Annotated in this window: 15 protein-coding genes; 9 read left to right on the forward strand and 6 right to left on the reverse strand. The window is 72.1% G+C overall.

What is annotated here, in order from left to right:
• Positions 1-8: 8 nt before the first annotated feature.
• Positions 9-1,394: a diacylglycerol/lipid kinase family protein gene (locus V7004_RS03400; RefSeq protein WP_334142184.1), complete on the reverse strand. Its 1,386-nt coding sequence runs from the start codon at positions 1,392-1,394 to the stop codon at positions 9-11.
• Positions 1,395-1,451: 57 nt separating this feature from the next.
• Here V7004_RS03400 and V7004_RS03405 point away from each other — a divergent pair, with 57 nt between their 5' ends.
• Positions 1,452-1,940: a low molecular weight protein-tyrosine-phosphatase gene (locus V7004_RS03405; protein ID WP_442967999.1), complete on the forward strand. Its 489-nt coding sequence runs from the start codon at positions 1,452-1,454 to the stop codon at positions 1,938-1,940.
• 2 nt (positions 1,941-1,942) lie between these two features.
• Positions 1,943-2,821, forward strand: a complete 879-nt coding sequence (locus tag V7004_RS03410; protein WP_334142188.1) for a fructosamine kinase family protein — start codon at positions 1,943-1,945, stop codon at positions 2,819-2,821.
• Positions 2,822-2,827: 6 nt separating this feature from the next.
• Here the strand turns inward: V7004_RS03410 and V7004_RS03415 are convergent, their stop codons facing one another.
• Complete coding sequence (locus V7004_RS03415; protein ID WP_334142190.1) at positions 2,828-3,181, reverse strand: nitroreductase family deazaflavin-dependent oxidoreductase; 354 nt, start codon at positions 3,179-3,181, stop codon at positions 2,828-2,830.
• A 79-nt stretch (positions 3,182-3,260) separates the two neighbouring features.
• On the opposite strand from V7004_RS03415, the gene V7004_RS03420 reads away from it, so the two are divergent.
• From V7004_RS03420 to V7004_RS03435, 4 genes are all read left to right on the forward strand, one after another.
• A complete protein-coding gene (locus tag V7004_RS03420) occupies positions 3,261-4,271 on the forward strand; it encodes an LLM class F420-dependent oxidoreductase (protein WP_334142192.1) in 1,011 nt (336 codons plus the stop codon).
• Positions 4,272-4,357: 86 nt separating this feature from the next.
• Complete coding sequence (locus V7004_RS03425; protein WP_334142194.1) at positions 4,358-5,731, forward strand: TrkH family potassium uptake protein; 1,374 nt, start codon at positions 4,358-4,360, stop codon at positions 5,729-5,731.
• A 37-nt stretch (positions 5,732-5,768) separates the two neighbouring features.
• Positions 5,769-6,404, forward strand: coding sequence for a potassium channel family protein (locus V7004_RS03430; protein ID WP_442968000.1), 636 nt, complete (start codon positions 5,769-5,771; stop codon positions 6,402-6,404).
• Between the two features lie 60 nt (positions 6,405-6,464).
• The gene (locus tag V7004_RS03435; RefSeq protein ID WP_334142198.1) at positions 6,465-7,673 is read left to right on the forward strand and encodes a cytochrome P450; all 1,209 of its coding nucleotides are present in this window, start codon (positions 6,465-6,467) and stop codon (positions 7,671-7,673) included.
• 35 nt (positions 7,674-7,708) lie between these two features.
• Here V7004_RS03435 and V7004_RS03440 read toward each other — a convergent pair whose 3' ends face one another.
• Positions 7,709-8,344: an SGNH/GDSL hydrolase family protein gene (locus tag V7004_RS03440; RefSeq protein ID WP_334142200.1), complete on the reverse strand. Its 636-nt coding sequence runs from the start codon at positions 8,342-8,344 to the stop codon at positions 7,709-7,711.
• Between the two features lie 297 nt (positions 8,345-8,641).
• On the opposite strand from V7004_RS03440, the gene V7004_RS03445 reads away from it, so the two are divergent.
• Positions 8,642-9,946, forward strand: coding sequence for a Mur ligase family protein (locus V7004_RS03445; RefSeq protein ID WP_334142202.1), 1,305 nt, complete (start codon positions 8,642-8,644; stop codon positions 9,944-9,946).
• Positions 9,946-10,719 (forward strand): type 1 glutamine amidotransferase, encoded by a 774-nt coding sequence (locus V7004_RS03450; protein WP_334142204.1) that lies wholly within the window; start codon positions 9,946-9,948, stop codon positions 10,717-10,719. The genes V7004_RS03445 and V7004_RS03450 overlap by 1 nt, the downstream gene beginning before the upstream one ends.
• 15 nt (positions 10,720-10,734) lie before the next feature.
• Here the strand turns inward: V7004_RS03450 and V7004_RS03455 are convergent, their stop codons facing one another.
• Positions 10,735-11,796 (reverse strand): LLM class flavin-dependent oxidoreductase, encoded by a 1,062-nt coding sequence (locus V7004_RS03455; protein WP_442968001.1) that lies wholly within the window; start codon positions 11,794-11,796, stop codon positions 10,735-10,737.
• A gap of 127 nt (positions 11,797-11,923) precedes the next feature.
• The gene (locus V7004_RS03460; protein ID WP_334142208.1) at positions 11,924-12,115 is read right to left on the reverse strand and encodes a hypothetical protein; all 192 of its coding nucleotides are present in this window, start codon (positions 12,113-12,115) and stop codon (positions 11,924-11,926) included.
• A 250-nt stretch (positions 12,116-12,365) separates the two neighbouring features.
• Between V7004_RS03460 and V7004_RS03465 the strand changes: the two genes are divergently transcribed.
• The gene (locus tag V7004_RS03465; protein ID WP_334142211.1) at positions 12,366-13,091 is read left to right on the forward strand and encodes a TetR/AcrR family transcriptional regulator; all 726 of its coding nucleotides are present in this window, start codon (positions 12,366-12,368) and stop codon (positions 13,089-13,091) included.
• A gap of 48 nt (positions 13,092-13,139) precedes the next feature.
• Here the strand turns inward: V7004_RS03465 and V7004_RS03470 are convergent.
• The coding region (locus V7004_RS03470) for a L,D-transpeptidase family protein (protein WP_334142213.1) at positions 13,140-13,781 on the reverse strand (642 nt) is incomplete at its 5' end.

The following is a 13,781-nucleotide window of genomic DNA, read 5'->3' on the forward strand; positions in this document are numbered from 1 at the left end:
TAGCCGGTTCAGCGGTCCGGGCCGCCCAGACCGAACGCCAGTTCGAACAGCGCCCGGTACGCGGTGCCGTCACCGAGGGTCTGCTCGGCCAACCCCACGCGGGTTCCCCTCGGCACCAGGACCCGCAGGCCCCGGTGGACGCTGCGCAGGTCGAGCGGGGAGTCGAAGACGACCATCTCGCCGTCGACCCCCGCCGAGATCCGGTGCTGGGAGGAATCGATGCGCAGGCTCGCCGCCGTCCACGACCACAGCGCGGGCGACCGCTCCGGCTGGCCGGCCGCGGCCAGCACGGTGAGCCCGACGAGATCGCCCAGGCGTTGGGGGTCGACGGTCAGGACCCCCAGCTCGCCGGTGTCGAGCTGCTCTCGGCGGCCGACCTGCCGCCCATAGGGGTTGTTCGAGATCTGCACCAGGGCGGCCCGATCGAGGCGACCGTGCCCGGGCACGTCGAAACGCAGGTCGAACCACGGCCCGCCCTCCGCCCACAGCTCGGGCAACATCGCCAGCGCGGTCTCGATCTTCGCGTCGCGATAGGAGTCCTGTTCCACGATCGCCGCGTAGACCCCGAGCGAGACGTTGTTCAGGAACACCCGATCATTGACCACCCCGTGGTCGATGTGACGCTCCTCCCCGTCCACGAACGCCGCCAGCGCCTGGCGGGGGTCGTCGCGGTCGAGGCCGAGGTCGAGCGCGAAGTGGTTGCGGGTCCCGGCCGGGACGCACACGAAAGGCAGGCCGTGGCGGATGGCGACGGAGGCCACCTCACCCAGCGAGCCGTCGCCACCGGCCATGCCCAAGACGTCGGCGCCGGCCCGCACCGCGGCCTCCGCGAGGTCCACCAGGTCCGCTCCTTCCTCGAGCAGCACCACCTCGATACCCATCGATGCCGCCAGCCGGCACAGCCCGGCCTCTTCGGCTCGGCCACCGCCCGATCGGGGATTCACGATCAGCACGGGAGTGCCCCTGGCCCGGATGCCGCGAGCGGCGAGCGCGACCCCACCCGAAGGAGGCCGCACCCGCAGCACCGACCGGGTGAGCACCGCACCGGCGCCGGCCAGCACGATGGTGACCGGCGCCTGCCAGCTCACCTCGCGGCTGCCCGGCCTCCAGAGCAGGATCGACAGCACGAGTGCCACCCCGAAGACCGCGGCGCCGAGCATGCCGAGCCGGTGCCGCCACCCGGTGCTGGTGACCGCCACGAGGAGCGAGAGGAGCAGGGCCGCCGCCCACACCACCAGCAGCAGGGTGTGGAGGGGGCGGGAGAGCACCAGCACCACCAGCGACACCAGGGCCGCGACGTCGAGCGCCAGCGCGACCGCGGCGGCGACCCGCCGTGCCGGGCTTGCATCGACCCGGCGCCGGAGGAACCTCACGGGGTGGTGCGAGCCCGTCACCGCCGGGCAGCCTACGGGCACTGCGCGACACTGGCGCCGATGACCCAGCACGACCCGGTGGAGCCGGTGCGGATCCTCTTCGTGTGCCTCGGCAACATCTGCCGCTCGCCCACCGCTGAGGCGGTCATGCGCCACCACGTCAACCGGGCGGGGCTCGGCGACCGCATCGAGGTGGACTCGGCGGGCATCGGCGGATGGCACGTCGGTGAGCCGGCCGACGAGCGCGCCCGGGCCGAGGCCCGGCGCCGAGGCATCGACATCACGGGCCGGGCCCGCCAGTTCCACCCCGGCGACTTCGAGTGGTTCGACCTCATCCTGGCCATGGACCGCCAGAACCTCACCGACCTCCATGATCGGGCGCCGACCGTGGCCCACCGGTCCAAGGCCAGGCTGCTCCGGGAGTTCGATCCGGACGCCGGTGGCGACCTCGAGGTGCCCGACCCCTACTACGGCGGCAGCCGGGGGTTCTCCACCATGTTCGACCAGATCGAAGCCGCCTGCCGGGGGCTGCTCGGGCACCTGCGGGCCGAGCGCCTGGCGAGCTGAGCGTGGTTGAGCACAGCCCGCTCGCCGCCGAGGTCGGGCGAGCCCTCCGATCGCGGGTGACCGCGGTCGAGCGGGTCACCGGCGGCGACATCAACGATGCCTACCGGATGGTGCTGGCGAGCGGGGAGGTGGTGTTCGTCAAGACCGACCGCGGCGGGCCCGCCGGCAGCTTCACCGCTGAGGCCGCCGGGCTCGACTGGCTGCGGGAGACCTGCACCGTGCGGGTGCCGGAGGTGCGGGCGCTGCACGACGGTGAGGCCACCCCGGGCCGGAGGTTCCTGGCACTCGAATGGATCGACACCGCTCGGCGCTCGCCGGCGAGCGACGCCGAGCTCGGTCGCCAGCTCGCCGGGCTGCACCGGTCCGGTGCGCCCGGCTTCGGGCACGTCCACGACAACGTGATCGGCTCGCTAACGCAGCCCAACGGGCCGCTGCCGACCTGGCCGGAGTTCTACGGGCAACGGCGTCTGCTCCCCCTCGCCCGACGAGCCGTCGCCGCCGGTCGGCTGCCCTCCGAGTCCCTCGCGAGCTTCGACCGCCTGCTCAGCAGGCTCCCGTCGCTGGCGGGCCCCGAGGAGCCCCCCGCCCGGCTGCACGGCGATCTCTGGGCCGGCAACGCGCTGGCGGACCGCGCAGGACGGCCGTGGCTGGTCGACCCCGCGGTCTACGGCGGCCACCGGGAGATGGACCTGGCCATGATGCGACTCTTCGGGGGCTTCGACGACCGCTGCTTCGCCGCCTACCAGGAGGTCCACCCGCTCACCGAGGGATGGCCCGAGCGGCTGGCGTTGTGGCAGCTGTACCCGCTGCTGGTGCACACCATCCTCTTCGGCGGTGGCTACGGCGCCTCGGTGCTGGCGACCCTCCGTCGCTACCGCTGAGGCCGGTCAGCTCGCGAGCTGCAGATCGAGGGCGACGGGCAGGGCTCGATCCCGCCAGTCGTCGAGCAACCCCTCGTAGCGGGGCTGGTACTTGGTGTAGAGCAGCTCCCGAGCCATGGCCGCCTCCTCGCGGTCGCCGGGCGCGTCGAGCACCCGACCGGTTGCGGTGAGCTCCTGGTCGCCGATGCGGATCCTGGCTCGCGGGTCCGCCTCGAGGTTGCGCACCCAGTCGGTCGACCGCCCCGCCCCGGCCAGCAGGTAGACGGTGGAACCGTCGCGCACGTACCACATCTCGACCCGGTGGTCGCGCCCGGTCTGCCTCCCGGTCGTGATGAGGTGGCAGTAGTCGTCGTCCACCACGGGCCCGTGTCTACCCGCCCCCCGGGAAGCCAGGCCCTCATTTCTGACGGTCCGTCACGGACCGCTAGCGTCGACGGTCATGAAGCTCGGCCTGATGTGGGGTTACTGGGGCCAGCTCCCACCCCCCGACGTGATCGCCACCACCCAGGAGGCCGAGCGCCTCGGCTACGACTCGGTGTGGACCGCCGAGGCGTGGGGATCCGACGCGTTCACCCCGCTGGCGTGGATCGCGGGTCACACCTCGACGATCAAGCTCGGCACCAGCGTCGTGCAGATCGCCGCCCGCACCCCGACCGCCACCGCCATGGCGGCACTCACCCTCGACCACATCTCCGGTGGGCGGATGATGCTGGGGCTCGGTGTCTCGGGCCCTCAGGTCGTGGAGGGCTGGTACGGGCGACCGGCGGACAAGCCGCTGGCCCGCACCCGCGAGTACGTCGAGATCATCCGCCGGGTGCTGCGACGGGACGAGCCGCTCGACTTCCAGGGCGAGTTCTACCAGCACCCCTACCACGGGCCGGGCAGCACCGGGCTCGGCAAGCCACTCAAGTCGATCACCCATCCGCTGCGCCGCGACCTGCCGATCTACCTGGGAGCCGAAGGACCGAAGAACGTGGCCATGGCCGCAGAGATCGCCGACGGGTGGCTGCCCCTGTACTACTCGCCGTTCCACCCGGAGGTGTACGCCGAGTCCCTCGCCGGCGCTCCCCCGGACTTCGACATCGTCGCCGGTGTGCAGGTCAACATCGGCGACGATCTCGAGGCCGCGCTGGCGCCGGTGAAGATGATGCTCGGGTTCTACATCGGCGGCATGGGGGCGAAGGGCCAGAATTACCACACCAAGCTGATGAGCCGGTTCGGCTTCGAGAAGGAGGCGGTCCAGATCCAGGAGGCCTTCTTCGAGGGGCGCCGCGACGAAGCGATCGCCCTGGTGCCCGACGAGTTCGCCGACGCCATCTCGCTGTGCGGCCCGCCCGAGCGCATCCGCGATCGGCTCCAGGCATGGGAGGAGAGCCCCGTGTCGACCCTGCTCGTGTACTCCCCCGGCGTCGAGGGGCTGCGCACCATCGCCGAGCTGGTGCTCTCCTGAGCAGCGGCGTGGTGCCGGCTGGGAGCGCGGCACACCCGGACCGGATCGTTCCGTCGCCGCGCGTCCGCTACTAGGGTCCCCCGGCGGTGCGTGTCCTTTGGCGCCGCAGCGCCGAACCCGCGAATGCGTCGCACGCGTCGCTGCTGCACCCGGCCCGGCTGGTGGTGCTGTCCTACGCTGCCGCCGCACTGGTGGGCGCCGTGCTGCTGTGGTTGCCGTTCGCCACGGTGTCCGGTGAAGCGCCGCCGCTCGCCGACGCGCTGTTCACCGCCGTGTCGGCCATCAGCGTCACCGGCCTGATCGTGGTCGAGGCCGACGGGTTCTGGAGCCCATTCGGCCAGGTGGTGATCCTCCTGCTCATCCAGATCGGAGGGTTCGGCATCACGACGATGGCGTCGCTGCTCGGGGTGGTGGTCTTCCGCCGACTGGGCCTGCGCAGCCGGCTCAGCACGCAGGTGGAGCTCAACGAAGCGGGATTCGGGGGCATCCGGCACCTCATCGGCCGGATCGCGGTGTTCTACGCGGTGGTGGAGGGCATCGGCTTCGTGGCGCTCAGCACCGCCGTGTGGGTCACCACCGGGTCCTCGATCGGTGAGTCGCTGTGGTTCGGGCTGTTCCACTGCGTCTCGGCATTCAACAACGCGGGGTTCTCCACGTCGAACGACAACCTGATCGGCTTCGCCGGCAACCCGGCGGTGCTGCTGATCGTGGCCGCGCTGGTGGTCGTCGGGGGCATCGGCTTCCCGGTGGTGCTCGACGTCGCCCGGCGAGGGGCGTCGTGGCGGTGGTGGTCGCTGCACACCCGCCTCACGCTGTCGGCCACGGCGGTGCTGCTGGTCGCGGGGGCGGTGGCGATCGGGTTCTTCGAGTGGTCCAATCACGACACGCTCGGTGCGATGTCCGCACCCGACCGGCTGGTGAACACCGTGTTCGCCTCGGTCACGCCCCGCACCGCCGGGTTCAACACGGTCGACTACGCGCTGGTCCGCGAGCCGACCTCGCTGGTGACCCAGGCCCTCATGCTCATCGGTGGCGGGAGCGGCTCGACCGCGGGAGGCATCAAGGTCAGCACGTTCGCGTTGCTGGGCTTCGTGATCTGGTCCGAGGTGCGCGGCGAGCGCGACGTGGCGGTGTTCGGGCGCCGCGTCGACGAGCGCGCCCAGCGCCAGGCGGTGACCATCGCCCTGCTGGGGGTCGGCCTGGCGATGGCCGGCAGTGTGGCGCTGGCCAGTGTGGGTGACCTGCCCGCTGGCGCGGCCTCGTTCGAGACCCTCTCCGCGCTGAACACCGTGGGTCTGAGCACCGGGGTCACACCGCAGCTGCCCCTCGGCGGGAAGCTGGTGCTCACCGCGCTCATGTTGCTCGGTCGTCTGGGACCGGTCACGGTCGGTACCGCGCTGGTGCTCCGTAGCCGCGAGACGCTCTACCGCTACCCGGAAGGGAGGCCCCTCCTTGGCTGAACGGGTTCGCCGGCGCGTCGTGCGCCACGACGAGGAGATGCTGGTGATCGGGCTCGGCCGGTTCGGCGGTCACCTCGCCCTGGAGCTCGTGGCCCTCGGCCACGAGGTGCTCGGCGTGGACGTCGACCCCGACACCGTGCAGCAGTTCGCGCCCCTGCTGACCAAGGTCATCGCGGCTGATGCGACCCGACCCGAGGTGCTGCGCCAGATCGGGGCCACCGAGTTCAACCACGTGGTGGTCGGAATCGGCGACGTCGAGGCCAGCATCCTCACCACCGCGGAGCTGGTCGCGCTCGGCGTGCGCGACGTGTGGGCCAAGGCGGTGACGGACTCCCACAAGCGAATCCTCGAGAAGGTGGGCGCCGCGCACGTGGTCCTGCCCGAGCACGAGATGGGCCGGCGCATCGCCCACCAGGTCACCGGCAAGATCGTTGACTACATCGAGCTCGGTGAGGGCTTCGCCCTGGTCGAGACCCGGGTACCGAAGGAGCTGTGGGGACGCACCCTCGGCGAGTCGCAGGTCCGCGCCCGCTACGGGGTCACCGTGGTGTTCGTCAAGCCCCGCGGCGAGCGCTTCACTTATGCCAACCCGGACTCGGTGCTGGACCAGGACTGCCTGGTGCTGGTGGCAGGCGACATCGCGGCGGTGGAGGGGTTCGCCGAACTGACCTGAGCCGACCCCGGGTTCTCCACCGCACCTGACAGACCGTCAGACATCTGCCAAGGTGGAGGTATGCCTGACCATCCGACCCATCCCGACATCGACCTGGTGGACGGCGAGTTCTATGCGTCGGATCCCCAGGAGCTGTACGCCTGGATGCGGGCCAACGCGCCGGTGTACTTCGACGAGCGCAACGGGGTGTGGGGGATCGCGAAGTACCACGACCTGAAGGCCGTCGCCCGCGACCCGGCGACATTCTCGAATGCGGGCGGCATCCGCCCCAACTTCGATCCCCTGCCGATGATGATCGACATGGACGACCCCGATCACCTGCGGCGCCGGAAGCTGGTCAACCGGGGCTTCACCCCACGCCAGGTGCGCGATCTGGAGCCGAAGATCCGCCGGGTATGCGACGAGATCATCGATTCGGTGTGCGAGCGGGGAGAGTGCGACCTGGTCACGGACATCGCCGCTCCCCTGCCGATGATCATGATCGGCGACGCGCTCGGCGTCGCACCCGAGGACCGGGCCGACCTGCTGCGATGGTCCGATGAGATGGTCTCCGCCCAGAGCAACCAGGCCAGCGATGAGCTCATGGCGAAGGCCGCGGAGGCCTTCGCCAACTACACCGCCTACGCCACGAAGGTGATCGCCGACCGCCGGTCGCGCCCGCCCGACACCGATCTCATGAGCATCCTGGTGCACGCCGAGGTCGACGGCGATCGCCTGGCCGATGACGAGTTGGTCCAGGAATCGCTGCTGATCCTCGTCGGCGGGGACGAGACCACCCGCCATGTGGTGAGCGGTGGCATGGAACAGCTCATCCGCCACCCCGACCAGCGGCAGAAGCTGATCGACGACCCGTCCCTGCTCGGGTCCGCGGTCGAGGAGATGCTGCGCTGGGTCACACCGATCAAGAACATGGCTCGCACCGTCACCCGCGACGTGGAGCTGCGGGGCCAGCGACTCCGGGCCGGCCAGAAGGTGCTGCTGCTCTACCACTCCGCCAACCGTGACGAGGACGTCTTCGACGACCCTCAGACCTTCGACATCGAGCGGTCCCCGAACGAGCATGTGGCGTTCGGGTTCGGCACCCACTTCTGTCTCGGAGCCAGCCTCGCCCGGCTCGAGGTGAAGGTGATGACCGAGCGCCTGCTCGCCCGGCTGCCCGATCTGGAGCTGGCGGGCCCGACCCCGCTGCGGCCGGCGAACTTCATCAGCGGGTTCGAATCCATGCCGGTCCGGTTCACCCCCACCGCCCCCGTGGGCGCAGCTGCCTAGCGCGACGGGGCCGGGTCCCGGCGCGCGGCGTCTGGTCAGCCGGTGGTGCCGCTCGTGACGTTGCAGGCGTCGAGCGACTCGGCGATGGCCTGCGCGAGCAGCTCGTGGGTCTCGTCGGTGGGGTGGATGCCGTCCAGGGTGGGCTCGACCCCCTCCGCGCTCAGCCGTCGCAGGATGGCGTCGAAGTCGACCATGCGGACCCGAGGGTCGCTCATGCTGAGCTCGCGGATGTGCTCGTTGAGGGCCTTGGCGGCGCGCGCCGGTTCACCGCCGTGGAGGTCGGGTGGGCGCTCGTTGATGGTCACCAGATGGATGCACGTGGCGTCGGGGAACAGCCCGACCATCTCGGTGAGCGCGGCCGCGGACTCCGCGGGCGGCCATCCCTGGTCGGCGTCGTTCGTGCCCAGGTTGATGACCACCTGGGAGAAGGAGCGGGTCGACCACCGCTGCGCGGAGGGGAGCTGCTGGTCGATCCGGAAGCTCGCCTTCCCGTCGATCGACAGGTCGTAGGTGGCGCCGAGCTCGGCCCGCAGGGCGCGCTGGCCCCGATCGGTGATGGAGTCCCCGAGGATCAGGACCCGGGGCCGGTCGTCGCGGTGCTCGTCGATCACCCCCGTGAGGTAGGCGATGCGGATGGCGAGGACCACCAACACCACCAGGCCGATTCCCACACCCAGGATGGTGGGGAGCCGGACCTCACCGCTGTCCCCGAGGAGATGACCGCGAGGATGAGCTCGGTATGCCGCCACCCGCCACCTATTCGTCACGTTGCACGTTCTTCCGGCCACATAGCGCTGTCGACGATAGCGGGCGTCAAATGCCGGCCTCGTCATGGGCAAACCGGACCGAGCGGCCCACCGTTGGCGCCCCCCGGTCCGGCGTCCCCCCTAGCGAACCGGTCGACCGCGCCGGCAGCGAGCCAGCACCCTCACCGGCGGGCCCGGCCGGGGCGGTACGATCGCTCGTCCGTGGATGCCGCAGCCCCCGCCCAGCCCGGCCGCAGGCCCCGCTGGCGGAGCCGCATGGCCGTAGCCGCCGGCCGGGCGGTGGCCGGCGCGTCCCGGCTCAGCGGGCTCGGGTCGGGCAGCGTCATCGGTGGGCGGGTCTCGCTCCTGCTCGACCGGCACCTCCTCGCCCACCTCACGACCGGGGTGGGCCGCGAGGTCGCGCTGGTGAGTGCCACGAACGGCAAGACCACCACCACCCGGCTGCTCTCGGCCGCCCTGGCCGCGGATCGACCCGTCGTGTCCAACACGCTCGGCGCCAACATGCCCCCCGGTCACGTCGCCGCGCTGGGGCGGACCCGGTTCGACGCCACCGCGGTGCTCGAGGTCGACGAGCGGTGGCTCGGCATCGTGCTGACGGAGACCCGGGCAGGCACCGTGGTGTTGTTGAACCTGAGCCGCGACCAGCTCGACCGCTCCTTCGAGGTGCGCCAGATCGCGCAGCGATGGCGCGCCGCGCTGGCTGCCGACCCGCCCCGGCAGGTGGTGGCCAACGCGGACGACCCGCTCGTGGTGTGGGCTGCCATGAGGCCCGACCCCACCGATCCGGGTGCCCCCGGCGTGAACGCCGGCCGGAGATGGCGGACCATCTGGGTCGGCACCGGCGACACCTGGCGAGGGGATGCCACCGGTTGCCCCGCCTGTGGAGGTCGTCTCTCGTTCGAGGCTGGTGGGTGGAGCTGCCTCGGGTGCGACCTGGCTCGACCCGAGCCGGACCTGTGGCTCGACGGTGAGGTGGTCGCTCACCGGGACGGGGGGCGTACCGCGCTCGAGCTGCGCCTCCCGGGCCGGGTGAACCGGGCCAACGCGGCTCTGGCCCTCGCCGCGGCCGAAGCAATGGGGGCCGACCCCGAGGCGGCCGCAGCCGCCATGGCGGAGGTCGAGGACGTGGCGGGCCGCTACCGAACCGTGACCGTCGACGGTTGCCGGGCGAGGCTCCTGTTGGCCAAGAACCCGGCCGGCTGGCGCGAAGCGCTCGACATGTTGGCGCCCCCACCGCAACCGGTGGTCGTGGCCATCAACGCTCGGATCGCCGACGGCCACGATCCCTCCTGGCTGTGGGACGTGCCCTTCGAGCGGCTCCGGGGCCGGCGGGTGGTGGCGACGGGCGAGCGCCGCCACGACCTGGCGGTGCGGTTGCGCTACGCGGAGGTCGATCACCTCGTCGCCGACACCCTCGCCGCCGCGGTGCTGGCGGCGGACAGCCCCGCGGTGGACGTCGCCGCGAACTACACCGCGTTCCAGGACGCGCTGGAGACGCTCCGCTGATGGGAAAGGGAACCGGCGGCGACTCGGCGGTGCGCCTGGTGCAGCTCTACCCCGACCTGCTCGGCACCTACGGCGACGGTGGCAACGCCACCGTCCTGGCAAAGCGGTTGGCGTGGCGCGGCATCCCTCACGAACTGGTGACCGTCGAGAGCGGCGCGCCGACCCCGGAGCAGGGTGACCTCTACCTGCTCGGCGGGGGCGAGGACGGTCCCCAGGTCGAGGCGGCTCGGGAGCTGGCCGAGCGGGGGGCGCTCCATCGGGCGGTCGAGCGGGGGGCGGTGGTCTTCGCGGTGTGCGCCGGCATGCAGATCCTGGGCCACCAGTTCCCCGACGCTGCCGGGCAGCCACGGCCGGGGCTGGCGCTGCTCGACATCCAGACCGTGCGCCTCCAGCGCCCCCGCGCCGTCGGGGAGCTGCTCGTGCAGCCGGATCCGTGCTGGGGGCTGCCCGAGCTCACGGGTTTCGAGAACCACGGGGGCCGCACCCGGCTCGGTCCCGCGGCCCGGCCCCTCGGGCGGGTCGAAGTGGGGGAAGGGAACGGCTGGGGTGAGGAGGGCGCGGTCAGCGGGCGGGTGGTCGGCACGTACCTGCACGGGCCCGCGCTGGCGCGCAACCCCGCGCTCGCCGACCTGCTGCTCGGCTGGGTGGCCGGGGAGCTGGCGCCGCTCGACGACCGTGAGGTCGAGATGCTGCGCGAGCAGCGGATCCGGGCGGCCCGCCAGAGGGAGCTCCAACCCCGCCGATCCTGGAAGGACCTGATCCGCCGGGGCTGAGTCCAGCGGGGCAGGTCAGCGGAAGCTGGCGAAGGCGGGCGGCGCGGGATGGTGGTCGGGTGCCACCAGCCCCCGGCGGCGGAGCTCGGGGATGACGCCCTCGCCGAACCAGTAGGCCTCCTCGAGGTGTGGGTACCCGGAGAGGATGAACTCGTCGAAGCCGAGCCGGTGGTACTCCTCGATGCGATCGGCCACCTCGGTGTGGCTGCCGACCAGGGCCGTGCCCGCTCCGCCCCGGACCAGCCCGACCCCCGCCCACACGTTCGGGTACACCTCGAGCTGGTCGGTCCGGCCCCCGTGCAGTGAGGCCATTCGCTGCTGACCCACCGACTGGGTGGCGGCGTAATCGGCCTGGGCTGCGGCCACCGCTGCGGGGTCGATGCCGGCGAGGAGGCGCTCGGCCTCCGCCCAGGCGTCCCCGGCGCACTCGCGGGCGATGACGTGGAAGCGGATGCCGAACCGCACCGACCGGCCCTCCGCGGCGGTCGACGCCCGGACCCGGTCCAACCGTTCGGCCACCATCGTGGGCGGCTCGCCCCAGGCCAGGTACACGTCCGCGTGGCGGGCCGCCACCGCTTCGGCTGCCGGCGAGGCGCCGCCGAAGTAGATGGCCGGGAGGGGGTCGGGCACGGCCCGGGTGGTCGCGCCTCGCACCCGGTAGTAGCGGCCCTCGAAGTCGAACGGCTCCCCGGACCACGCCCCCCGCAGCACCGTGAGGAACTCATCGGTTCGCTCGTACCGCTGGTCGTGGTCGAGCCAGTCGCCGAACCGGCCGAGCTCGGAGGTGTCCGCGCCGGTGACGATGTTGAGCAGGAGGCGACCTCCGGACATGCGCTGGTAGGTCGACGCCATCTGCGCCGCCAGCGTGGGCGACAGCAGCCCGGGCCGGAACGCCACCAGGAAGCGCAGGGTCTCGGTGTCGGCGAGGAGCGACGCGGTGGTGACCCAGGCGTCCTCGCACATGGTGCCGGCCGGCGTCAGCACCCCGGTGAACCCGAGGCGCTCGGCCGCCCGGGCGATCTGCGCCAGGTAGTCGTGGTCGGGCTGGCGGCGGTGGGCGGCCTCGCCGGTGGGCATCAGCTCCCGGCTGTCACCGCCCGTGGGCAGGAACCAGTGGAGGGTGATCGGCGGCACGGCGCCATCTTGGCAGCCGCGGGCACCCTCGGTTCGCGCTCGACCGGCCCGGCTCGGCGCCGGGACCGGGTCAACGGCTGCCCGCGGGCGAGCACGCCGGCTCGACGCCAGCGACGGCGAGGAGCACCGCCAGCTGGCGGGCCGCCACGCCCTCGTCGGGAGGGGCCAGGTATGCGGCCCGCAGGTCGGCGAGGACGCCCGCCAGAGGCGTGCCAGCCACCTCGGGGTCGAGGGGCTCGAGGATCGATCGGTTCTCCGTCATGGTCGCTCCGAGAGTGCTCCGAGGCGTGCGACCCCTCCCACATGGCCGCTCATGGCGGGCCGACCAACCTGTCCTGGCCACGATGCCACAAGCTGGCCGATTTGGAAAGCCCCCTTTTCACCTCCCCAGATCCCGACCTGGCCCACCTCCCCGACAACTCCCGAACCGGCATGTCAAACGCGTGCCAGAGCACGCGTTTGACATGCCAGTTCGTCTGGGAGCGAGCCGGTGCGGGACGTAGCCTGATTCCGTGACCGATCAACGAGGCGGGCAGGCCCGGGGCCGAGCCCGGGGCCGAGCCCGCGCCCCGCGGCCACCACGGGAGCGGCTCCACCGCGGTCTCACCCTGAGCGAGCGACGGGCCCAGCGGCGCCAGGCCCTGCTCGACAGCGCCCTCGAGCTGTTCGGCACCAAGGGCTACGCCGCCACTTCGATCGAGGAGCTCTGCCGGACCTCGTTCGTCAGCACCCGCTACTTCTACGAGGAGTTCCAGAACCGCGAGGACCTCCTCGCCTCCCTCTACGAGGACCTCCTGGCTCGGGCCTGGGAGGAGGTCCTGGCGGCCGAGGTGGAGCCGGGGCCCGACTACCTCCGCCGCGACACCCGGGCCCGGGTGGGGGCCTTCGTCCACGCGCTCCTCGACGATCCCCGCGCGGCGCGGATCGTGTGCCTCGAAGCCGTGGGCGTCAGCCCCGCGCTCGAAGCTCGCCGGCGGGCCGCGCACCTGCGGTACGCCGAAGCGCTGGCCAACTTCTTCCTCGACTACTTCCCCGAGGGCACCGACCCCGGACACGACTTCGAGCTCGTGGCCCTCGGCATGGTGGGCGCAATCAACGAGATCATCATCGACTGGATGGAGCGCGACGAGCCCGGATCGCTCGACCAGCTCATCGACGTGGTCTGCGAGCTGTTCCTGGTGCTCGGGACGTCCAGGTGGGGCAACCCCGAACGCTGGGGCACGAGACCGGCACGCTGATCCTCCCCCGGGCGCCCGTCTCGCTGCCGCCCGTCCCGCCGCCGCCGGTCACGCCAGCGGTGCGTCGGTGCCCGGATCGATGACCGGGCCGCCGCTGCGCACCACCACCGGGGTGCCTCGGGGGATCAGGGGGAACAGCCAGTCCTGATCCGCGTAGCTGGTGCGCACGCAGCCGTGGCTGGCCGGGTAACCGGGCACGCTGGTCGAGCCGTGCACCGCGAACCCGCCCTTGAAGTACATGGGGCGGTACAGGGTGCCGAGCGGCGCGTGCTCCGCGGCGTCGATCTTGCGCTCGACGGCGAACTGCCCCACCGGTGTCGCGGCCACCGCGGTGTACCCCGCCGGGTGGCGGTAGGTCTGGTTGTTGCCGCTGGAGATGTTGAGCGCCGTGACGCTGCCGTCGCCGAGCAGCACGAACATGATCTGGCGGTCGAGATCGATCTCCAGCCGCGGCACCGGTCCCCACGGCAACGGGCCCGACCCCCGGAGCGGGGCGAACACCGCGCCCATCGTCTCGGGCCCGGCGATGCCGTCCCGGCCGAGCCCTTCGTGCTTCTGGTAGGCCATCACCGCGGACGCGGTCTCCGCCGTGTAGGTGCCGTCCACCGGGCCGGGCCGGAACCCCAACTCCGCCAGTCGCTGCTCGAGCGCGAACACCTCCGGCCCCGCCGACCCCGGGCGGTAGGTGGG

This window comes from Rhabdothermincola sp., assembly GCF_036846205.1.
GTDB lineage: Bacteria > Actinomycetota > Acidimicrobiia > Acidimicrobiales > Acidimicrobilacustridaceae > Rhabdothermincola.